This window comes from Bacillus sp. PSXD-155 (assembly GCF_049310765.1).
Lineage (GTDB): Bacteria > Bacillota > Bacilli > Bacillales > Bacillaceae_G > Bacillus_A > Bacillus_A cereus.
Window position 1 is genome coordinate 20,255 of record NZ_JBMOWC010000039.1, and the last position, 22,446, is coordinate 42,700.

A 22,446-nucleotide genomic window follows, 5' to 3' on the forward strand; every position below is an offset into this window, starting at 1 on the left:
TTTATTTAATTAATGTTTTACGTACTCTAAGCTTTCTTTTGCGATATACGCTTCTGTTACAGTAGGGTTATCTGAAATAACTTTAACCCACGCTTTTCCATTTATTATTTCTTCACCAGTAACTGTGACAACTGCATTTGTATTTAAACGATACAGTCGCTCATTTGATATACTAGGATTCTTTTTCACTTCCACGTTATTCATCACACGTGCAAGTTTATACTTGTTGTATTCTTTTTTACCCAAATAAGAATCAAAACGGTTCATGTGCCCCGCTACTTTTTTACCCCAGTTCGCATCAGATGCATATTTTGCATTTAAACCAGCAGCTTTATCACCTGTATATGTTGCTGTATAACGCCAATGTCCTGGATTTAAATATCCTTCATTCATGTATAATTTTGCTGCATGTTCAATACAATCTTCTTTTGAATTAAATGCTTCCCCGTTACCATATGGACTATCGTCTGTTGCTTTTAAACCAAATAAATTATTTTTGTCTTTTGCAAGAGCGCTTGTTCCATAATAACTTTCATGAATTGCTAATGAATATAAGAATAATGCATTTACATTATACTTGCTTTCTACTTCTTTAAATTTCTTTCCTAAACCAATTAATGGAGAGTCTGGCTTAATCGATTTCACATAACTATCTAGTTGTTCAGCTGTATAATCTGTTTTCGAACGTAATGATAAATAATTGAAATATTGATAGAAAGTTTCGTCTCCAAATGTCTTTCCATCTACACTATACATTTGCTGTCCTTGCTTCATGAAAGAAGGTGCCACACCATATCTAAATTCTGTATATCCAGGTGAACTTGTATTATATGTATAATATTTATGGTATAAATATCCATCTGATTTCACATAATAAGACGACTGTTTCATTTCATTTGTAGGAATTAAAGTGATTTCATTCTTCTTCACATAACCTGTCAAACCAGAAAGTTGAACTTTCACACGATCTTCGCCAACTTCTAACACTTTCAATTCTGTTCCATACTGAATATACGTATATACTGTTGACAAATTCTCATCATAAATATTAATGATGTTTTGCCCAGTTATTCTTTTCGCACTTGCAAAACCATCTTTAATCCATAAAAATTCGTTCTCGTATTTTACCGCATTCATACCTTTATTTTGAGCAGCCGTAACCGCTTCTTTATACGTATTATAGCGCTCTACTTCTTGCTCTGTTCCGTTTTCTCTTACATTTGTCACAACATATTTCTTAGTTTCTACAGGATTGCTATTTCCGTTTTTTTCAATCGTCTGAAGCATACGATCCAACATAGCTGAAGCCATCCCTCTTGTAGCTGATAAATGTGGTCTAAATGTATTATCTTCTGGATACCCTTTAATAATTTGAGTAGCCACCATAACTTGCACATGCTCTTTATAGTTAATACTATCTTTATCAGTAAAGGTAAGCGGACTTACAGCTACTTTAATATTTTTATAGTCTAACGCTCGCTTTACCATTATCGACATTTCTTCACGTGTAATCACATCATTTGGTGAGAATGTCTCGTTCGTACGACCATTAATAATTTTCGCTCCATATGCTCTACTTACACCATCATATAAACCGTAAGTCTTCGGCACATCCTCAAAATTCGAATCAGCTTTCGGTAAATTTAAAGCCCTTGCTATGAATGTAGCAAACTCTGCTCTTGTTACTAATTTATCAGGCGCATATACATTGTCTCCATACCCCATTAAAACTCCTTTAGTAATAAGTGAGCGCATATGCGTCTCAAACATATGTCCTGTAATATCATCATTTGCCGCATAACTTGAAATAGGAGTTAAAAGTAATGATCCCGTTAATGCCACTGCTGTTATACCTTTTGAAAAAGTCTTCAAGGTTATCCTCCTCGTAATCTACGAATTTATTATCACAAATTTGATTATATAATACTCACAATCATTTTAGCATAATAAATAGGATTTAAAATAAAACGTTTTTTAATTAGAATTTTTATTACATTCAAAACAAAATAAAAGACACTTTACTTTCTTAATAAAGTGCCTTTTTCCATATGATCAATGAGTTTCTTTGTTGCCTGTTTGCCTTGCAACCGAAGCTCATCTATTGTCAATTGTAACTCTTGCTGCACAGTTCCTTGTTGCATTAATTGCTTTTTCGCAATTTCATATAAATATTCAGCACTCCATTCGCCATCCACACTTCCTATAACTGGCTGATTCACTTGACTTAAAAACGAATCAATTTTCGGATCGTATGAAATCCCGACCATTGGAGTTTTGGCTACAGCAGAAAAAACTAGTGCATGAAGACGCATGCCAATTAGTAATGAACATTGTGATAAAATGAATATTTTCTCGTCGATATCCATTTTATATGGAAGCATATACGTCTCTTCTCCCATTAAGTCTACTACTTCACGCGAAGCTTTTTGATCAAATGGCTCATGCATTGGAACAAATAGAATTTGGTATCCTTCTTGCTTTAATTTTTTTAATGCCGCAGCTAATTTTTTTATATAATCTTCTTTTGCATTCCAATAACGCACACTAACCGCGATTACTTTTCCATGTATCGAATGTTTTTGCAACCAATCCGATTGTTTTGTCCGTTTCCATGTTAAAACAGGGTCTGGAACAATTTCAATATCGTTTTTTATGCCAAGTCCTTTTAAATATAAAAACGAATCCTCATCTCGAACTGATACATAGGAAGCTTTTGACAAGTTCCATTTTACTAATAGACGATTATATCCTTTTGTAATTGGACCTATTCCTTGTGAATAAATATAATACGGCTTTTTTAATAATCGAGCGAGTCCCATAATACCCGTATAATATAGAATACTCTTCGTACTTGTCTGATCTTGAAGAAGGCTCCCGCCACCACTAATAACTCCATCACTGTTTTTGATCGCATGATAAACAGCTTTTATATCCCAGCGATCTACCGATTCTACACCATACATTTCCTTTGTATATTTAGAATCATTTGATAGTACTACTAGTTCTATATCCGGGTTCTCTTTACTTAACGATTCAATAATTGATTGTAGAATCGCCTCGTCTCCAACATTATAAAAACCATAATATCCTGATAAGACTAAACGCACCCTAAATCTCCTCCAAAACTAGGTAACCGTTTATTTCATCTAACATAAACTGGTACCCATTCCTTACCTAAACACTTAATACCCTACATAGTTTCCTCTTTATCAGCTCATATGAATTTTAATAAAAAATTAAATTTTTATATTTATCTTTTCAAAAATGGTATTTTTTTTATTGATATCCATTTTAATTTCAAAGCACATACACCATACAAAATGGTTGTAATGCTTAATGCTATACCACTGAATAATAACGTCATAATTCTTGAAGATGTAACATCTATCACATTAAATAGTTCATACAATCCTAGTCCTAAAATAGATGCTATTGCTAGCACACCAAAAAAACTTTTTAAATGAATAGAATAGGCAATATAGCTTCGAATATACAAATGATTTACAATACAAATCAATACGTAAGTAATGAATGTACTATACGCCGCTCCATCTATGCCAAACTTCTGCACGAACATTATGTTTAACACGACTTTCACACAACTCGCACCAATAACTATCCATGCAGCTTGTGCAGAACGGTTAATGCCCTGTAAAACACCTATTGATAATACCATAACCGCAGTAAAATACGAACTGCCAATCATAACTGTTAACATACTACTGCCTTTTACGTCTGTGAACAATCCGGCATTTAACGGTACTGTTAATGCCATCAACCATATTGTTAACGGCGCTGTCAAAACATGCGCTAGTCGATTTGTATTTTGAATTGTTATTTTCGCCAAATTTATATCTCTTTTGGCCAATGCGGAAGTTAAGAGTGGTATTAACGGAAATACAATTGCACTTGCAAAAATAACAATTATTTGCGTGAATGCAAAACCGCGACTGTATATTCCAAATTGTTCTTGAATTTCTGTTGATGATCCTTGTAATACATGCGGTATTGTAAGCGAGTCTACTAAATTTAAAAGTGGCATTGATAAAGCTCCGATAGCGATTGGGATCGATACCCTCAATATCTTTTTGCCGTTTTCTCTTAAATCTCGGAGTGAATAGGAATTGCTTTTATTGTAGTATGGACTTCTATTATATTTTATACGCAAATATATAAGCGAACTAATGACTCCAAGAAAAGAGCCAACCATCGCACCACTAGTAATAACAGTATTACTCTTATCCCATGATACTAGTATGTAAGCAATTATTAACATAAAAAACACACGTACAAATTGCTCAATGACCTGTGATACCCCTGTTGGTTTCATATCACCGAAACCTTGAAAATACCCTCTATAAACTGCCATGTATGGAGCAATGAGTAATGCTAATGAAGTAATAAGCAACGGCATTCTAGTTTCTTGTCCACCAAGCATATTTGCAATTTCAATAGAAAATAATACAATGACTAAACAGCCGAAAACGCCAAATGCTATTCCTATAATTGACGCTGATGTAAATAATTTCGCAATTTCCTTTTGCTTATTTTTTTCGTTCAACTCTGCAATTAGTTTCGAAATTGCAAGTGGAACTCCGGCTACCGATAATGTAAGAGCAATCATATATACAGGAAAAACAAGACGGAAAATACCGAGCACTTCATCTCCTGCAATATTTTGTAATGGAATTTGAAAAAAACTACCAAGCAATTTTGACAAAAAAGTTGTAATTGTTAAAATCGCTGCTCCTTTTACAAATGTTTTATTCATATTTTTTCTCTTTTCTTTTATACATATACTCTCAAACATATTGTTTTAAACGATAGGGATTCACTTTATCCCATTGGTTATCATAACAAATTTATTATAGGTTGAATACTTGGTTTTTTTTACAAAATAGAAAAGAGAACCAATTCACGCCTATCTCTTCACACTCTAACTTCTAATTCCTTCCATTATATGTACACATTATAACTGTTTTCTTTACTCAAAAAGAGCTCTTCTCTATCACTGCAGTACATATTACTAAAAACATTATAAGAATATCCCACAACTCTACATTATAATGTATGTAAAATTGTGAGATATTCTAATTACCATCTAAACACTTAAGATTTTCAATTGTTCTTTCTGTTCATCGCTTGCCATTACTATGATTGTTTTTTCAATACTCGGATGTACTTGCTCAAGCTTTACACTTGCTCCTACTTTATTTGATTGCTCAACAAAATTTAATAATGCCATAGCTCCTGATACATCCATATAACGCACATCTTTCATACGTAAAACAACCGGTGACTTCACATCTTGTAAAGTAGAGAAAATACGATCTACTGATAGGAAAGAGAGCGGTCCTTGAATTGTGTACGTTTCTTCTTTTTCTTTTACGATAGAAGCTTTGCGTTCTTTACATTTCACTATATATATGATGAACGAAAGAATAATACCGAATGCAACAGCAATCATTAAATCGAACTTCACCGTTACAATCATCGTTACGAGCATAACAACGACATCACCTTTAGGAGCGACATGCATCTTTTTCATGCTTCCCCAATCGAACATTCCAATACCAGTTAAAATTAAAATACCTGATAATACAGCAAGTGGAATATATTGTACGACCGAACCAAGACCCATAATAAAAATGAATAAGATAACACTATGCATACATGCCGAAAGTGCCGTTTTACCGCCACTTCTTATATTCACGATAGACCTTACAGTCGCACCTGCACCTGCTAATCCGCCAAACAATCCGCTCATCATATTACCGATACCTTGTCCAACGAGCTCTTTATTACTTTTATGACGTGTACCTGTCACATTATCCATTACGACCGATGTTAACAACGAGTCAATCGATCCTAATAAAGCAATACTAAGCGCTGGTAAAATAAGTGCTGCTATTCCTGTTCCACTTAAAGATGGAATATGAAGCGTAGGCATCGCTTCTGGAATGGTTCCAATCTTTTCAATTACTTTGTTTAATGAAAGATTTCCGATAATCGGTAAATTTACTGTAAGTCCTTCGAGTAGGGAAGAAAATAAAGGTAGCAAAGCTGTCACACCGACTAGTGCTACTAAACTAGACGGAATCGCCTTAATCCATTTACCAGAAACAATCATTACAATAATCGTTAACACAACAAGTAGAAAACTATTTTGTACGTGCTTTATTTCGCCTAAAATAATGATTAATGCAATACCATTCATAAATCCTGAAACGACAGGATACGGAATATATCGAACGTAAGAACCGAGCTTACATACACCGAATAAAATTTGAAATAACCCTGCCATCATAAAGGCAATAAAACTTGCCTCTAACCCGTGCGTCGCAATAACTCCTGTTGCGATAACGGTAATTGGTCCAGTTGGCCCCGTTACTTGCCCAGGTGTCCCGCCAAATAACGCTGCGAATAAACCTGCAAAAATCGCACCATACAATCCAACAAGCGCTCCCTCAGACGTTCCTGTCGCAGCAATACCAAATGCAATCGCAAGTGGTAACGCAACAATCGCAACAGTAAATCCTGCTAAACATTCCTTTGCTATTTTTTGAAACATAAAAAAACCACCTTTGTATAAAGTCCATGTTCCATTGTACACCTAAAAAGATACATTCGTTAGCTCACTTTTTACATTCTCGTGACGTAAACGTATTCAATGAAAAGTTTCCCCCTTATCTTTGGAAACAATTGCAACTATGCTATAATGAACAAATTAAATCTTTTACTATATACTTGGAGGCACTATGCTAACTTTTGAAGAAAAATTATCGATTATTGAATCTTTCCCAGAACTAGAAAGAAAGAACGTATCATTAAAACGTGTAAACTTCCACTTTGAAGAAAGTCGTTTAGATAAAAAGAACGTTGTATTTCATTTACACCCAAATGGAAATGGATTTGTGTATGCAAGCGGTATTAAAGGTTACAAAACGGATGATAAAGGTATGGTTAACATCCGTGAGTTTTCAGCAGAAGAGTTACGTTCAGTAATTGAGAAATCAATTGACCTTCTATCACAAGAAGAAGTAGTAGCACCTGTAGAACCTGCGAAAGAAGAAGAATGGCAGAACGAAGATGGTCATATTCTTACTCTTATTTCAGAGGATGACATGTGGAACGTGTACGCTGGTGTAAACTTAGACGGTACATTCAACTCTTATCCAGAAGCTGCGGAATACCTTGATGAAGAAGGGTTTTCACGTAAATAAAAATAGAAACCTATTTCATTGAACGACTTTTATAGTAATCAAAAAAGACACTTAAGGTGTCTTTTTTTGTTATATAAACTCCTTTCTCACACTAACTCTATTAATTTTCATAAAATGATTCAGAGGAGGTTTATATGAATACAACTGCTAAATTAATAAATTGGAAAGAACATGGCGATATGATTATTCTAGAATGTGAATTAAATGGAAAACGCTTCGAGATATCAACATATAAACAACGAATATATAATGCACACCTTTTATCAGCTGACGTTTATATTCGTTTAGATTCATCTGATAATATAATTGGAATAAATATCTATAAAAAGTAAGAAAAGCCCACTATTCCGTAAGCGGGCTTTATCTTTATTACAAAATGTTAGAGTATACTCTCTTTTTTTCATACAGTTTATGTAATTATACATATTCATTAAAAAATACACTAAATGAATATTACATGTAGTAAAATATAACTTGTGGGCACGTTCTATAAAGCAGATTCTTTTAAAAGGCGTAACATATCAATTATTATAGGGGATGTGGCGTCACTTCGATATTGATCTCAAATCTCTTGTCTTTTGTGAACTAACAATCTAGTGTATATAGACGATTCTGCTTTATAGTGTGTGTTTACACTCATAACAAAGGGGTAATGGTAATACGGATAGATTCCGATTCGTATGAAATGAAATGGTTCAAGTCGGAGAGAGGCACCTTAAGGTGTCTTTTCTTTTTGGACATTACATCCATTTTGTTTTTCCACCTTATTTCAAATGCGCTAATTAACCTTCACCAAGAAGAAATGAGAATTAAGTAAATATAAAGTGACTGATATTCACTTAATTCCCAACCTCTACAAAAGAACAGGACATTTAAGAATTAACAAAGATATTGTTTCTTCTGTTTAATCTCTTACAGAAAAAGAGACGAAAACCCCATAGATATGGGGTATCCTTCATTTTCTATTTTTTCGCACCTTTCAGTGACTCCCTCAGCACAAACTTCTGCAACTTCCCGCTCGCATTACGCGGAAGTTCATCTACAAATAAATAATGACGTGGACGCTTATAATCTGCTAATTCGTCACTTTCTTTGCAATACGTTTCTAAATCAGCTTCTGTTATTGTTTCATCTTTCTTCACAATAACTGCCACAACACGCTCTCCCCATAATTCATCTGGCTCACCAAGTACCGCCACATCTAATATACCGGGATGACTATGAAGGAAATCTTCAATTTCACGAGGGTAAATATTTACGCCACCGCTAATTACCATATCATCAACACGATCTGCAACGAATAAATAACCATCCTTATCAAAGTATCCTAAATCACCAGAATGATACCATCCTTTATACATCGATTTTTTATTTGCCTCTTCGCGATTATGATAGCCAGCCATCATAGTTGGGCCGCGTAAAATAATTTCTCCTACTTCATAAGGAGGTAATACATCATCTGGTTCTGCCGGTGCATCCTCGTTCGGTTTCACAATACGAACTTCATGACTAAAGCATGGTGTGCCTGCTGAACCAGCTTTCGTAATTTGATCCTCCTCTACGAGAAATGCCACAACTGGTCCCATTTCTGTCATTCCGTATATTTGAACAAGGTCAATATAAAGACGTTCTTTACATTCCTTCACTAACGCCGGTGCCATTGCCGCTCCGCCATATATACCGATTTTCATTGAAGTTACATCATACTGAGTTAAATCTTTTTGCAACAACATATTCCACATCGTCGGTGCTGCAAAGAACGTCGTAATCTTTTCTTCTTGAATCGTATGTAATACTGTGTCTGTATCAAAATGATGTAAAATAATATTCTTCCCACCAACTTGAATGCGTGGTATGATTCCGGCATTTAATTCACCACAGTGATATAAAGGCGCAACAACAAGCCCAACGCTATCTCTATTATATTTTAGGAAATACGTACAAATCATACTATGCTCAGCCATTTCACGATGACGATGTAACACGCCTTTCGGATGACCTGTCGTACCGCTCGTATAAAGCATAGAACAAAAATCCATTTCATCAATTTCGATATTTACTTTCTCAGAAGATGCTGCATTCACTTTTTCATGGTAGGAACTTGCATAGGAAGGTTTGTCGTTTTCTATAGACCAAAAAGATGTATTTGGAAAATCTCTTTCAATTATAGCAACAGTTGACTCAACTGCTTTTTCAAAGACAACGACTTTCGAGGATGCGTCCTGAAGAATATAAGATACTTCTTTCGCCTTTAAGCGAAAGTTAATCGGGTTAAAAATTGCACCAATCTTCGCACAAGCTAAGTAAACGTTTACAAATTCATGACAGTTATATAAGTAAACAGATACTGTATCTCCCTTTCTTACTCCGTCTTCTAATAAAGCGTGTGCCGTTTTATTTATTTGTTCATCCCACTGTTTATATGTCCAGCGAATATTTTTTTCAGGTTCCACTAACGCCTCTTTATTCGTATACTTACCAACAGATAAATCAAAAATTCTCCCTATCGTCATGTACATGCCAACAATTTCCCCCTTTTCTCTTTCATAAATCTATCATTTCGTCTATAAGTAGACATTGTCCTTCAATGTTTTGACTAATTTTTCTGATTATTATCGACATAGTTTTACATACGATACCACTAGACGGTAAATGAAATTATATCGGCGATTTTTCGAATATATCGACTTACCGACAAAAACTGACAAGATATAATCGGCCCCCGTTACTGCAGGATAAAAAGAGGTTGTTCCGACTCGGAACAACCTCTTTCTTCTTATGCGAATAGCTCTTCTAAAATTTTCAATTTATCTTCTGTATATTTTACGAAGCCATCGTTATATGATTTTGGATCTTTCGGATTCGCGAAGTGCGTAATTGCCCCCGTCTTCGGATGAACAAATTTACTTGATGCACCGCAACCAAGTCCGATAATTGATTGTACTTCTTCCATAATGACAATGTTGTAAATACTTTCTTGCGTCGGCATTGCATAACCAACGTTCTCTAAGTTACCTAAAATATTCTTTTGACGATATAGGTAATATGGTACGTAATTATGCTTTTGCGTCCACTCTTCTGCTTCGTGCATCATCGCTGTAATTTCTTCGCGACCTGCTACTTTATATTTACGTTTGTTTTGCGTCATTTCAGAAGCACGTTTAAATGATAACGTATGAACTGTTAATGATTCTGGCATTAACTTTTCTGTTTCATCTAACGTATGCTTGAAGATATCTAACCCTTCACCAGGAAGACCAATAATTAAGTCCATATTAATATTGTTCATTCCCATTTCACGAGCTAAATGGTATTTCTCAATTGTTTCTTCTACAGTATGATGACGTCCAATTGCTTTTAGTGTCTCTTGATGATATGACTGCGGATTAATACTAATACGGTCAATGTTCCATTTATTTAACACTTCTAGCTTTGCTGGCGTGATCGTATCTGGACGACCTGCCTCAACTGTTACTTCACGTACATTTTTCACGTCTGGGAACGCTTCGTACATTTCTTCATACAGCATATCCATCTCTTCTGCTGTAATACTTGTAGGTGTACCGCCGCCATAATAAATCGTCGTAACTTTCACACCTTTTTCTTTTAAAAACTTACCAATTTCACGAACTTCATAATGTAAACCACCTAAGAACGAATCAACAGACCCTTGGCGTCCATTAATCGCATAAGCCGGGAATGTACAGTATGCACATTTCGTTGGGCAAAACGGAATACCGATATAAATACTTACTTCTTCTTTCAAACGGTATAAATCCGGAACAACTGCTAATTGGCAATCAACAATACGCTGAAGAAGTTCAATTTTCTCTTCATGAATTAAATAACTTTCACGAAGTTCTTGATGCGCTTCTTCTTTTGACATACCATTTTGAAGCATTTTATGAAGAAGTTTCGTCGGACGTACTCCCGTTAAAATACCCCAGCTTTGTTCAAGTCCAGTTAACTGCTGAAGAACAGAAAGATATACATAAGAAACAACGTGCTTCACTTGCTTCATACGCTCTTTTTCATCTGTGAAAGCAGATAAATCTTTCGAGAATGTTTCTTCATACACATTTCCTGTGCTAACATCCGTTAATCGAGCGGATGCTTTCACATTATCCTCAATGTGTATATCAACGATCAGATTCGCTTCCTCTTGTTCAAATCCAATCGTACTATCTTCAAAAAATAAGCCGCCAATATTTTGTAGCGGACGTAAAAAACGATCATCTTGTAACGTTTTAATTGAAATTAACACATTATCACCTTTTCATTTGCAAACTCTCTTTAGTTTACTTGAAGGGCGTTTACAGGTCAATACAGAAGGTTTTACCTGTTTCTCTTACATTTTTTCAAATAATTCTTTTTATGAATATCGCTCATGTATATAGACATCATGATTTTCTCTTGTTAAAATTTATTAGTACAAAAAATCGTTACATAGCGAAAATACAATATATAAAGGAGGAATGTTAACACTAGATTTTATAATCTAATGTGTTAAAAAAAATATGAAAAAGAAATTTTATAGTGTATTAACTCTCTCTCTTGCATTACAAACTGTTCTTGCACCTACTTATTCATTTGCAGAGAGTGCTGAAAAATCCGCCGAAGTATATACGGAGGATCAAGTTTTTAAAAGTATTAAGGAGCATGTTAATGAGCATAGTACTCATGAAGAAGATATCGAGGTTACTGGCCAATTCCTACTATACACTTCAAAAAAACATTCATTATATACCGCGAATGATTTAAAAAACAAATCGAATATCGAGATTACAGAACAAGTCGTAACGGCGACAAAGAAAAAAGGAAATGCTTACTACATAACGACGCCAACTGGCGCTGGATGGATAGATAACAATGATAATAGCTTAGAAGTTCAAGAGATTCATAAACTATCTAACCAAAAATTAATCGTAAAAGAAGAAGCTTCCATACATGCCCTTCCGTTCCAATCGTTTAAAGAAGAAGGGAAACTAGAGCCACAAGTCATTACTCCTACTGAACAAGCTGGAAATTGGTTTAAAGTCCAAATAAACGAAACAGCAAAATGGATTTATGCACCTTCTGCTACATTTGAAGGTACAAAAGCTTCATTACTAAAAAACAGTCGTACTGCTAAAAATAGTTTATTGAGAGCTCCGGAAGCTCTACAAACAAACAATATTTATGGCGTTACATTTAAAGAAATGATTGTCCCAAAAGGAAATGACGATATTCGCCCTGGCTACCCGATGGTACCTAAATATATTACGATTCACGAAACGGCTAATACAGCGAAAGGTGCTAATGCTCTAAATCATGCAAAATTCTTAGATAACCAAGCACGCGGAACAGCTGATCGCGCCGCATCTTGGCATTTCACAGTAGATGATAAAGAAATTTATCAACATCTTCCGGTAAATGAAGTTGGATGGCATGCTGGAAATAAAACTGGAAACTATGAATCTATCGGAATTGAAATTGCCGTTAATCAAGATGGAAACTATGAAAAAGCGGTAGAAAATGCCCGTAAATTGGCAGCTTATTTAATGAACGACTTAAATATTTCTCTAGATAAGGTCCAAAAACATCAATTTTGGTCAGGAAAAAACTGCCCTGCGTTTATGATTCAACGCGGACAATGGAATGCTTTCTTAAAAGGAACTGAAACATACTATAAGGAAAACCAAAAAAATCCCGTAACTGATGACATTACAGGTGGATGGTATGAACAAGACATTCGTCAATTAGCAGCTAGAGGCATTATGCAAGGAGAAGGGAACGGCAAGTACTTCCCAGAACGTCTTGTAACGCGTGCTGAATTTGCTACATTAATTACTCGTGCTTTACAATTACCAAGTGGAAATGCTAAGTTCACAGACTTAGAACAAGTACACCCATCTTTAAGAGACGGTATTAATCGTGCAGCAAGCGCAGGTATAATCCGCGGACGTGGTGATAATACATTTGATCCAAATACTACAATTACACGCGAAGAAGCTGTTATTATGATCGATCGTTCTCTAAAACACGCTGGTATTTTTGCAAAACAAGTTGAACTACCATTCGTAGACCAAAACTTAATTTACGCTAAAGAAGAAGTACAAAGAGTGTATGGATATGGAATTGTAAAAGGTAATGAATTTAATCAATTCGTACCAAAAGGACCATCACAACGTGCACACGCAGCTGCATTTATAAACAGAATGCTTAACGTAATTGAAGCTTAAAATATTTATCATTCCATATAGATATTTTCATTTTATCTGTATTCACTTAAAAAGGCATCAGAGATTATATATCTCTGATGCCTTTTATACATCTTTTAACTATTTTTAGCCATGAATCTTAAACGTATTCCTAGTAGCAGAAGCATAAAACCGATGAATGGAACGTAATTCGTATTGTGTCCTGTAGCTGGAAGTTGTTGATTATTAGAAGAACCTTGTCCTTTTTCTGGTAAATTAGGTTTTTCTACTCCCTCACCTGGCTTTTCTGTTCCTTCACCTGGTTTTTCTGTTCCTTCACCTGGTTTTTCTGTTCCTTCACCTGGTTTTTCTGTTCCTTCACCTGGTTTTTCCGGCCCTTTTTCTGTATCTTTTTTATTTGTAATTTGAAGCTTTACAACTTCAATTTTTTCATTAGAAATCGTAAATTTCATTTCCTTATCGGATAAAGTATATCCTTCTGGCGCTTGGATTTCTTTTAAAGTGTAATCTCCTGGTTCTAACTTCTTAGAAGTCGCTTTACCGCTCTTATTTGCTGTTAATGTATCGATTTTTGTTCCGTCTTTCCAAATTTCAAACACTGCGCCTGCTAATATTTTATTTGTATTATTAGCATCTACCTTTGTAATTTCTAATTGACCTGTAATTTCTTCTTTCATTTTTTCATTCATAACTTCTTGTTTTACTACTTCATTTGCTACAACATTTACGTCTACTGTTACTTCTAGCGCTTTATAACCTTCCGGCGCTTTCGTTTCTTCTAACGTATACTTTCCTGGCACTAAGCTTTCGAATTTCACAACGCCGTCTTTATTCGTTGTTTTCGCTTCTCCAACTACTTGACCAGCTTCGTTCTTTAATTTAAATTCTGCACCTGCTAGAACTTTTCCACTCTCTGCATCCTTTTTGATTACTTGTAAGCTTCCTAGTTCTTTTGCGTTTTCTATTTGTACTTCTACTACTTTGTTTGCTTCCACAACGACTTCAATTTCTTCTTTTAACAACTTATATCCTTGTGGTGCTTTCGTTTCTTTTAATGTGTATGTTCCTGGCTCTAATTTCTGAGAAATTACTTTACCAGTTTTATCTGTTCGTAACGTATCTACTTTTTTACCATCCTTATACACTTCGAATTCTGCATCTGATAATACTTTCGCTTTATCTTCTGCATCTACTTTCATAATTTCAAATTGACCTGTTACTTTTTCATTCATAACCTCTTGTTTTACTACTTCATTTGCTACAACATTTACTTCTACTGTTACTTCTAACGCCTTATAACCTTCCGGCGCTTTCGTTTCTTCTAACGTATACTTTCCTGGCACTAAGCTTTCGAATTTCACAACGCCGTCTTTATTCGTTGTTTTCGCTTCTCCAACTACTTGACCAGCTTCGTTCTTTAATTTAAATTCTGCACCTGCTAGAACTTTTCCACTCTCTGCATCCTTTTTGATTACTTGTAAGCTTCCTAGTTCTTTTGCGTTTTCTATTTGTACTTCTACTACTTTGTTTGCTTCCACAACGACTTCAATTTCTTCTTTTAACAACTTATATCCTTGTGGTGCTTTCGTTTCTTTTAATGTGTATGTTCCTGGTTCTAATTTCTGAGAAATTACTTTACCAGTTTTATCTGTTCGTAACGTATCTACTTTCTTGCTGTCTTTATACACTTCGAATTCTGCGTCTGATAATACTTTCGTTTTATCTTCCGCATCTACTTTCACGATTTCGAATTGACCCGTTACTTTTTCATTCGTAACTTCTTGTTTTACTACTTCGTTCGCTACAACGTTCACTTCTACTGTCACTTCTAGCGCTTTATAGCCTTCTGGCGCTTTTGTTTCCTCTAACGTGTACTTTCCTGGCACTACGTTTTCGAATTTCACAACACCGTCTTTATTCGTTGTTTTCGCTTCTCCAACTACTTGACCAGCTTCATTTTTCAGTTTAAATTCTGCACCTGCTAGAACTCTTCCACTCTCTGCATCCTTTTTGATTACTTGTAAGCTTCCTAGTTCTTTTGCATTTTCTACTTGTACTTCTACTACTTTGTCCGCTTCCACAACGACTTCAATTTCTTCTTTTAACAACTTATATCCTTGTGGTGCTTTCGTTTCTTTTAATGTGTACTTTCCTGGTTCTAATTTCTGAGAAACTACTTTACCAGTTTTATCTGTTCGTAACGTATCTACTTTTTTACCATCTTTATATACTTCGAATTCTGCGTCTGATAATACTTTCGTTTTATCTTCCGCATCTACTTTCACGATTTCAAATTGACCTGTTACTTTTTCGGGGATCTTTTTATTCACCACATCTACAGTCAATACTTTATTAGCCTCTACATCAACAGAAACTGAACTAGATGATAATTCATATCCTTTCGGTGCTTCTACTTCTTTTAATGTATAGCTTCCAACTGGAAGTCGTTTCGATAAGGCTTCACCTTTATCATCTGTAACAATTGTTTCCACAACTTTCCCATCTTTATCGATAACATCAAATTTTGCACCTGGCAGAAGTTGACCAGATTCACTATCTTTTTTCAATAATTTAAATTGGCCATTCTCTACTTTTTTCGTATTCTTCATAACAAGTTCAATTACGTTTGTATTATCAATTGTTACTTTGACTGGTGTATCAACTTTTATATATCCTTCTGGTGCATTTATTTCTTTTACAAAATAGTCACCAAGTGGTAAATCTTTAACTTCCGCAATACCCTTTTCGTTTGTTGTAACAGTAGCCACAACGTTATTATCTTTGTCTATAACATCAAATTTTGCGTCTTTTAAAACAATGTTTTTATCATTTTCATCAACTTTTTTAATTTGTAAATTTCCTTTTTCGGCTGCTGGTTTATTCCACTTTGGCCAGTTAAATTTAAAGTTATGAACCTCAAAACCATCTCTTTGGTGTAATCCTCCAACATAGGCTTGTCCATTAATAGAACCACCTTTTGTTTCTACAACTGCATTAGGTGCAAACACACTACCTACTACACCATAACCTTTAGTTGTTATCTTTGTAGCATTAGGAAATACCCAAATTACCTTACTAGCTAACTCAGTAAAAGATGAATTAGGGTCATATGCTTGAGATGTATTAATTAAATCCGTCGCCATCCCAGTATTTCTTGTATCATACAAAATTGCACCGCCACCAAAGCTCACTTCTTCTGCATCTGAATAAATAACAATAAAGTCTTTATTCTCTACATTCGGAAGAAAAACGTCTTTTACATCAAATGCTTTCTTTCCCGTCTGGCCTGAAGAGACGTAAATATTAGGGTTGTTTACATCTTCACCGATTCCAAAGCTCATATTAGGTTTTGGCTTATCAGTGTGTAGTTTACTTGCATCCCCAATTACACCATCAACGTCTTTTCTAAATTCTTTAAACTTAGCATCAATCTCCGCTTGCTCTTTATAAGAGATACGGTCATATGACGTTTTCATTGCGCCATCTGGGTCACCGTCTTTTTTCATCGCCACTGTTCCATCTTGAATAATTACTTGTCCTGCTCCCGCTTTCGTAAATTGACCGCCTAGTAATAATGATGGATATCCTTCATCTACCCAAGTTGCTCCAGCTAAGTTATTTGCTCCAGTTGCAGCCGCTACGACTGTATAACTTGATGCGTTCATATTTTTCTGAACAGCCATCGCACCTTCAATATCCGCACTCGTTGCACTATGATCTCCAAAAATGATGGCGTTGTAATAAGATACATCACCTAAACCTTTTAACTCTGTTGTAGCTGCCTCTGCTTTAAATGGTAAATGGATTAAAAAATTCATACATATTAGTAATACAACTATTAAACTACTACTTAACTTTTTAATTTTTTGATTAAATGATTTCCTCAAGAAATTCATTCCCCCTTTTAAACTTCCTAAAATCACAAAAAGAAGCACATTTCATATGTACCAGGTCTTACTCACATTAACTTAAAATAATCCATTTAAATACAACAAAGGAACGCTACAACTACTTAATAAAATTACTACAATTCATTTTTGAAATAATACGTGAACTAAACTGTCATGCGGAAATGCTTTTACGTATGGGAGCCCAATAAAATTAATCTGAAGAATATTTCATGTGGTGTAACTATTTTGACAACATCATTCACTTTACATTAGTTTTCTAAAGGATTCAAGTGAATTGTATGAATCCCATACACAATTCACAATTTAAAGCGTTTTCATTCATTTTAATAAGCTCAACAAAAAAAACGTAGCCAAAAAGCTACGTTTTTCTTTCATCGTTTCGGTGTATTTTTATGATTCTTCAAAAACGGAAGCGGGAATTGCTTACGGAAATGCTCTTTAATCATGTACTCTACACCGTTCTCACTATTTGAACGTGTAATCCAATCTGCTGCTTGCTTTAACTCTACAGGTGCGTTCCCCATCGCTACACCAAGTCCCACGTTTTCAATAACCTCTAAATCTTCCATACTATCTCCAATCGCAACCATTTCATTTAGCGAAATATTTAAATGCTCTCCAAGCAATTGTAATCCGCGTAACTTTGATACATTTTGCGGCAAGATTTCTATTCGTTTTGAATCACATTCAACATACTCTACATCTTGGAATGCTTTTCTTAATGTGTTCAGCCCTCTTTCTTTTTCACCCTTAGTTTGGAAAAGAACATCAATTTTTGGCGCCGCTACCGGATGGTCACGAAGCGCGTCACCTAACGAATCTACAAATTGAACTGGATAAAATAACGGATCTGCGCTTGATAATACAGTGCGCGCAATTAAGTTTGGTGTATTTCTCTCACGATTTCCTATCGAAAACCGTTCATGAGAAATACGTACGTTACAATCAAAGTGCTCTAACACTTGCACAATGTTAAAAGTCTTCTCTTCAGATAATCTTCTTTGAACGTACGGCTTATCTAACGTTGCTGAAACGAAAGCACCACCATGTGTCACTAATATAGAATCTAATTTTAACGCCTTTGCTACTTTATGAGCGGATTGAAAATTACGGCTCGTAAATAACGTAACGTATACATCTTTTCTTTTCACAAATTCAATTGTTTCTCTTAATCCTTTTGCAATTTTTCCATTGTTGTATAGTAGTGTCCCATCTATATTAAGAGCTAGTAAGCGATAAATCATGTCGCACTCCCCCTCTTCGCTGTTGTACTCTATCCATAATTTATGAAATACACCCGATAAATAGAACGAGTTAGAATTACTACTGAAAATTTGGTTTACTATATACATATACACTTAGTAAAGGAGATAGTACAATGCAGGCACCTCCTTCCTTTTATGAAGGCGATACGTTAGAAGTAGCAAAAAAATTACTCGGGCAAAAACTCGTTCATATTGTAGACGGAATAAAGCGAAGCGGAATCATTGTAGAAGTAGAAGCATATAAAGGCCCAGATGATAAGGCCGCACATAGTTACGGCGGCAGACGGACAGACCGCACAGAAGTCATGTTTGGCGCACCAGGGCATGCTTACGTATATTTAATTTACGGTATGTATCATTGTTTTAACGTTATTACAGCACCAGTTGGCACCCCGCAAGGTGTTCTCATTCGAGCCCTTGAGCCGGTAAATGGAATAGAAGAAATAAAACTAGCACGCTACAACAAAACAGACATTACAAAAGCGCAGTACAAAAATTTAACAAACGGTCCTGGCAAACTATGCCGTGCCCTCGGAATTACTTTAGAAGAACGAGGCTTATCATTACAAAGTGACACATTACATATTGAACTCGTCCCAAAAGATGAACACATATCATCACAATATAAAATAGCAGCAGGACCTCGTATTAATATCGACTATGCAGAAGAAGCTGTACATTATCCGTGGCGTTTTTATTATGAGGGGCATCCGTTTGTTTCAAAGAAGTAAGCATATGTTAAAGGGAGAGATTATGAGAGGCAAACCTGAACTAAAAATAGAATCAGAAAAAGTATATGAAACGAAGAAAAACCCAAATGGAATGTTTGTAGCAAGAATACTACAAATTCCGAAAGAAGAAGATAAACTAGACTTTGTCCTTATTTTACAAAATAAAAAAACGAAAAATATTATTTATAACAAAGTTTTAGTAACAACAGATAACGACTATTATTCTTTCCGACTCGCTCGTGGGAATATTAAATGGTCATCCTTATATACTGTTACAGTATGGGATGGGCTTGGACATCAATTAGTAGAAGTATCAGCCTTAACACTGGTAAAGAGAACTATTCTATTTCTGATGAGCATTGTTCCGCATATCGGGAGTAACTCAAAATAAAAGAGAAGCCGAATCGGCTTCTCTTTTACTCTGCACCTTCCGCAGTTGCAATATTATCCTCTAAGTTTTCTCTTGATAATTCAGCCGCCATAAAATCAGCTGTTTCTGGAAGTGCTAAATGCATATGAGCTTTTTGACAAATTTGGATCGTACAGTTTTCTATAACATAGTCGAAAACATGTCCACCCCCGCTTCTTTCATCATCAATATAATGTAAGTGGAATCCAGCTACACCAATACCTTGCGCATAATCTGGTGTCCAAAATCCAGCAAGCGTACCTTCTGTATTTTCAAATGAAAAGATTGGTTGTGATTTCGTCACTTCAACGAGCGGTGTATACGGTTTTTCTTGTCTTGGAACAGTTCTCGTTCTTACTTCACGGAACGTACCGTCCATTCGAATACCGTAAAATAAGTTTTTACTTGGCATTAATTCATGTAATAATGCTTCAACTTCTTCACGATTCATCGGACGCTCTACCGTATAACTCATTTCTTTTTCAAAAAACGTTACAGTCGCAAATGGTGTTGTTTCTTCTGGTTCTACTTTTTCTGCTGAACCGTCTGAACGTAAATGATAAAATTCATTATCAAATGCAATCATTTCACCATCTAATTGATCAAATGTGCCGATGCCAAAATCACCATGTTTTTTCAAATCTTCAAAGCTAATCACACCATCATATATACCATCTAATAGCGCAAGCATTGTAGATGTTTGATATACTTCATTACTCGTTTTCGTTTTTTTTGCATCAATATCAATTAATTGCGCAACAGTCATCTCAAATCTGCCTCCATTAGTTTAATTGGTTTGGTAATAATTTTTCGCTTAATTTAATATTGTCACGATAGTCAATTGGAATATCAATAATGACAGGACCATCTGCTGCTAATGCTTCTTTTAATACCCCTTCTAATTCATCAGGCGTGTTAACACGAAGACCTAACGCCCCGAAACTTTCCGCATATTTCACAAGATCAACATCGCCAAACTCTGTAGCTGATGTTCTGCCGTATTTCATCATTTGTTGGAATGCAACCATATCATATGTGCCGTCTCTCCAAACAAGATGGACGATTGGAGAATTTAAACGTACCGCCGTTTCTAACTCCATCGCTGAGAATAAGAAACCACCGTCACCTGATACGGAAACTACTTTTTTACCTGGTTCTACTAAAGTAGCTGCGATTGCCCAAGGAAGTGCAACACCTAACGTTTGCATGCCGTTACTAAATAATAATCTACGTGGTTCATAAGAACGGAAACATCTCGCCATCCAAATAGAATGGGAACCGATGTCACATGTAACAGTTGTATCGTCACTAATTAAAGAACGAAGTGTACGAATCACTTGAAGTGGGTGCGTAACACCCTCCGAAGCACGGTTCGGAACTTCTGCTTGTTCTGATAATTTTGCGCGTAATCGTTCTAACACCGCTTCTGATTTCGTACTTAATACAAGTTTCGGTAATTTCTCCGCGATGCTATTTACCGTTAAGGCAATATCACCAATTAATTCACGCTCTGGTTGGTAATCATGGTCGATATCTGCTTGATGGTCGTCAAGATGAATAATCGTTCTGTCGCCAAGTTTATTCCAAAACTTTGGATCATACTCGATTGGATCATAACCGATAGAAATCACAAGGTCTGCTTCTTCTAGTAAAATATCACCTGGTTGGTTACGGAATAATCCAACGCGGCCGAAGAAATGATCTTCTAACTCACGTGAAATCGCACCAGCTGCTTGATATGTTTCAACGACAGGAAGTTCTGTATCCGCAATTAATTTACGAACAGCTTTCGTCACTTCATTTGTGCTCGCTCTCATACCGAGTAAAATAACTGGTAATTTCGCTGATTTTATTTTTTCTACTACATATGTAATATCATTTGTGGGAGCGATTCCAAGCTGTGGCTTAGAAAGCGCACCGATAGACTCTACAGTTGTTTCCGCAGTCATAACGTCTTGCGGAAGACTTACTAAAGTAGCTCCCGGATTTGTGGAAGTCGCACTTCGAAATGCATTACTAAGTGCTTCTGGCACATTATCAGGATGCTCTACTTCTACGCTATATTTTGTGATTGGTTCGAATAGTGCAGCATTATCCATAGATTGATGCGTACGTTTTAATCGATCCGTACGCGGTACTGCACCAGCTAAAGCAACAACGGGATCACTCTCCGCATTCGCAGTAACAAGACCTGTCGCTAAATTTGATGTCCCTGGTCCTGAAGTTACAAGACATACGCCCGGTTTCCCTGTTAATCTACCAATAGCAGCTGCCATAAATGCTGCATTTTGTTCATGACGACAAACGATTAACTCTGGTCCTCTTTCTTGCAATACATCAAATACAGAGTCAATCTTTGCTCCTGGAATACCGAAAACATGTGTAACACCTTGTTTAATTAAACAATCAACAACAAGATCTGCTCCTTTTGTTTTTGTCTTCACGTCGTTTGCTTTTACACCTGTACTCAAAACTAATCATCCCTTTATTTCATAATGTGTGTAATAAAGATTTTAATTTCACCTAGTTAATTAAGCTGGTGAAGTATCATTTATCATTATATTACAAATGCATTATTTTTCCAACAATATGAATTCGACATTATTTTGACAAGATTTAAAGAATACGCTTACAACCTTTTGTTTATCTTAAAATAACATTTTTATATCTCTTCTAAAAATGTACAAAAATACTTCCATCCATTCAC

At 35.5% G+C, this 22,446-nt stretch carries 14 protein-coding genes and 1 pseudogene; 5 read left to right on the plus strand and 10 right to left on the minus strand.

The window, feature by feature from the left end; genetic code table 11:
• Positions 1-9 precede the first annotated feature (9 nt).
• From ACO6VI_RS25990 to ACO6VI_RS26005, 4 genes are all read right to left on the minus strand, one after another.
• Complete coding sequence (locus ACO6VI_RS25990; protein WP_000847495.1) at positions 10-1,872, minus strand: S-layer homology domain-containing protein; 1,863 nt, start codon at positions 1,870-1,872, stop codon at positions 10-12.
• 146 nt (positions 1,873-2,018) lie between these two features.
• Positions 2,019-3,107 carry a polysaccharide pyruvyl transferase CsaB gene (gene csaB, locus ACO6VI_RS25995; RefSeq protein WP_001241597.1) on the minus strand — a complete coding sequence of 363 codons (1,089 nt, stop codon included), beginning with the start codon at positions 3,105-3,107 and terminating at the stop codon, positions 2,019-2,021.
• A 143-nt stretch (positions 3,108-3,250) separates the two neighbouring features.
• The gene (locus ACO6VI_RS26000; RefSeq protein ID WP_098834265.1) at positions 3,251-4,771 is read right to left on the minus strand and encodes a putative polysaccharide biosynthesis protein; all 1,521 of its coding nucleotides are present in this window, start codon (positions 4,769-4,771) and stop codon (positions 3,251-3,253) included.
• Between the two features lie 330 nt (positions 4,772-5,101).
• On the minus strand, positions 5,102-6,571 hold the full coding sequence (locus tag ACO6VI_RS26005) for a SulP family inorganic anion transporter (protein ID WP_000486667.1): 1,470 nt from the start codon (positions 6,569-6,571) through the stop codon (positions 5,102-5,104).
• 187 nt (positions 6,572-6,758) lie between these two features.
• Between ACO6VI_RS26005 and ACO6VI_RS26010 the strand changes: the two genes are divergently transcribed.
• Positions 6,759-7,223: a hypothetical protein gene (locus ACO6VI_RS26010; protein WP_000954998.1), complete on the plus strand. Its 465-nt coding sequence runs from the start codon at positions 6,759-6,761 to the stop codon at positions 7,221-7,223.
• Between the two features lie 134 nt (positions 7,224-7,357).
• A complete protein-coding gene (locus tag ACO6VI_RS26015) occupies positions 7,358-7,555 on the plus strand; it encodes a hypothetical protein (RefSeq protein ID WP_001098258.1) in 198 nt (65 codons plus the stop codon).
• Between the two features lie 630 nt (positions 7,556-8,185).
• Here ACO6VI_RS26015 and ACO6VI_RS26020 read toward each other — a convergent pair.
• Positions 8,186-9,742 (minus strand): fatty acid--CoA ligase, encoded by a 1,557-nt coding sequence (locus tag ACO6VI_RS26020; RefSeq protein ID WP_422424382.1) that lies wholly within the window; start codon positions 9,740-9,742, stop codon positions 8,186-8,188.
• Between the two features lie 257 nt (positions 9,743-9,999).
• Positions 10,000-11,487 carry a coproporphyrinogen III oxidase gene (locus ACO6VI_RS26025; protein ID WP_000908776.1) on the minus strand — a complete coding sequence of 496 codons (1,488 nt, stop codon included), beginning with the start codon at positions 11,485-11,487 and terminating at the stop codon, positions 10,000-10,002.
• Positions 11,488-11,740: 253 nt separating this feature from the next.
• On the opposite strand from ACO6VI_RS26025, the gene ACO6VI_RS26030 reads away from it, so the two are divergent.
• A complete protein-coding gene (locus ACO6VI_RS26030) occupies positions 11,741-13,444 on the plus strand; it encodes an S-layer homology domain-containing protein (RefSeq protein ID WP_063546573.1) in 1,704 nt (567 codons plus the stop codon).
• Positions 13,445-13,539: 95 nt separating this feature from the next.
• Here ACO6VI_RS26030 and ACO6VI_RS26035 read toward each other — a convergent pair whose 3' ends face one another.
• Both ACO6VI_RS26035 and ACO6VI_RS26040 read right to left on the minus strand, forming a co-directional pair.
• A complete protein-coding gene (locus tag ACO6VI_RS26035) occupies positions 13,540-17,310 on the minus strand; it encodes an MSCRAMM family protein (RefSeq protein WP_422424415.1) in 3,771 nt (1,256 codons plus the stop codon).
• A 395-nt stretch (positions 17,311-17,705) separates the two neighbouring features.
• Positions 17,706-18,578: a Cof-type HAD-IIB family hydrolase gene (locus ACO6VI_RS26040; protein ID WP_000640430.1), complete on the minus strand. Its 873-nt coding sequence runs from the start codon at positions 18,576-18,578 to the stop codon at positions 17,706-17,708.
• 134 nt (positions 18,579-18,712) lie between these two features.
• On the opposite strand from ACO6VI_RS26040, the gene ACO6VI_RS26045 reads away from it, so the two are divergent.
• Both ACO6VI_RS26045 and ACO6VI_RS26050 read left to right on the plus strand, forming a co-directional pair.
• A complete protein-coding gene (locus tag ACO6VI_RS26045) occupies positions 18,713-19,330 on the plus strand; it encodes a DNA-3-methyladenine glycosylase (protein ID WP_001148798.1) in 618 nt (205 codons plus the stop codon).
• Between the two features lie 22 nt (positions 19,331-19,352).
• Positions 19,353-19,711, plus strand: a pseudogene (locus tag ACO6VI_RS26050) (hypothetical protein).
• 35 nt (positions 19,712-19,746) lie between these two features.
• Here the strand turns inward: ACO6VI_RS26050 and alsD are convergent.
• Positions 19,747-20,505 carry an alpha-acetolactate decarboxylase gene (gene alsD, locus ACO6VI_RS26055; protein WP_000215024.1) on the minus strand — a complete coding sequence of 253 codons (759 nt, stop codon included), beginning with the start codon at positions 20,503-20,505 and terminating at the stop codon, positions 19,747-19,749.
• Positions 20,506-20,521: 16 nt separating this feature from the next.
• Complete coding sequence (gene alsS, locus ACO6VI_RS26060; protein WP_023521267.1) at positions 20,522-22,210, minus strand: acetolactate synthase AlsS; 1,689 nt, start codon at positions 22,208-22,210, stop codon at positions 20,522-20,524.
• Positions 22,211-22,446 lie beyond the last annotated feature (236 nt).

Excerpts from the sequence above, each read along its gene's own strand:
- ACO6VI_RS26040 (WP_000640430.1), bottom strand. The coding sequence starts at position 18,578 with ATGATTTATCGCTTACTAGCTCTTAATATAGATGGGACACTACTATAC.
- ACO6VI_RS26045 (WP_001148798.1), top strand. The coding sequence starts at position 18,713 with ATGCAGGCACCTCCTTCCTTTTATGAAGGCGATACGTTAGAAGTAGCA.
- ACO6VI_RS26000 (WP_098834265.1), bottom strand. The coding sequence starts at position 4,771 with ATGAATAAAACATTTGTAAAAGGAGCAGCGATTTTAACAATTACAACT.
- ACO6VI_RS26010 (WP_000954998.1), top strand. The coding sequence starts at position 6,759 with ATGCTAACTTTTGAAGAAAAATTATCGATTATTGAATCTTTCCCAGAA.
- ACO6VI_RS26005 (WP_000486667.1), bottom strand. The coding sequence starts at position 6,571 with ATGTTTCAAAAAATAGCAAAGGAATGTTTAGCAGGATTTACTGTTGCG.
- ACO6VI_RS26015 (WP_001098258.1), top strand. The coding sequence starts at position 7,358 with ATGAATACAACTGCTAAATTAATAAATTGGAAAGAACATGGCGATATG.
- alsD (WP_000215024.1), bottom strand. The coding sequence starts at position 20,505 with ATGACTGTTGCGCAATTAATTGATATTGATGCAAAAAAAACGAAAACG.
- ACO6VI_RS26020 (WP_422424382.1), bottom strand. The coding sequence starts at position 9,742 with ATGTACATGACGATAGGGAGAATTTTTGATTTATCTGTTGGTAAGTAT.
- ACO6VI_RS26030 (WP_063546573.1), top strand. The coding sequence starts at position 11,741 with ATGAAAAAGAAATTTTATAGTGTATTAACTCTCTCTCTTGCATTACAA.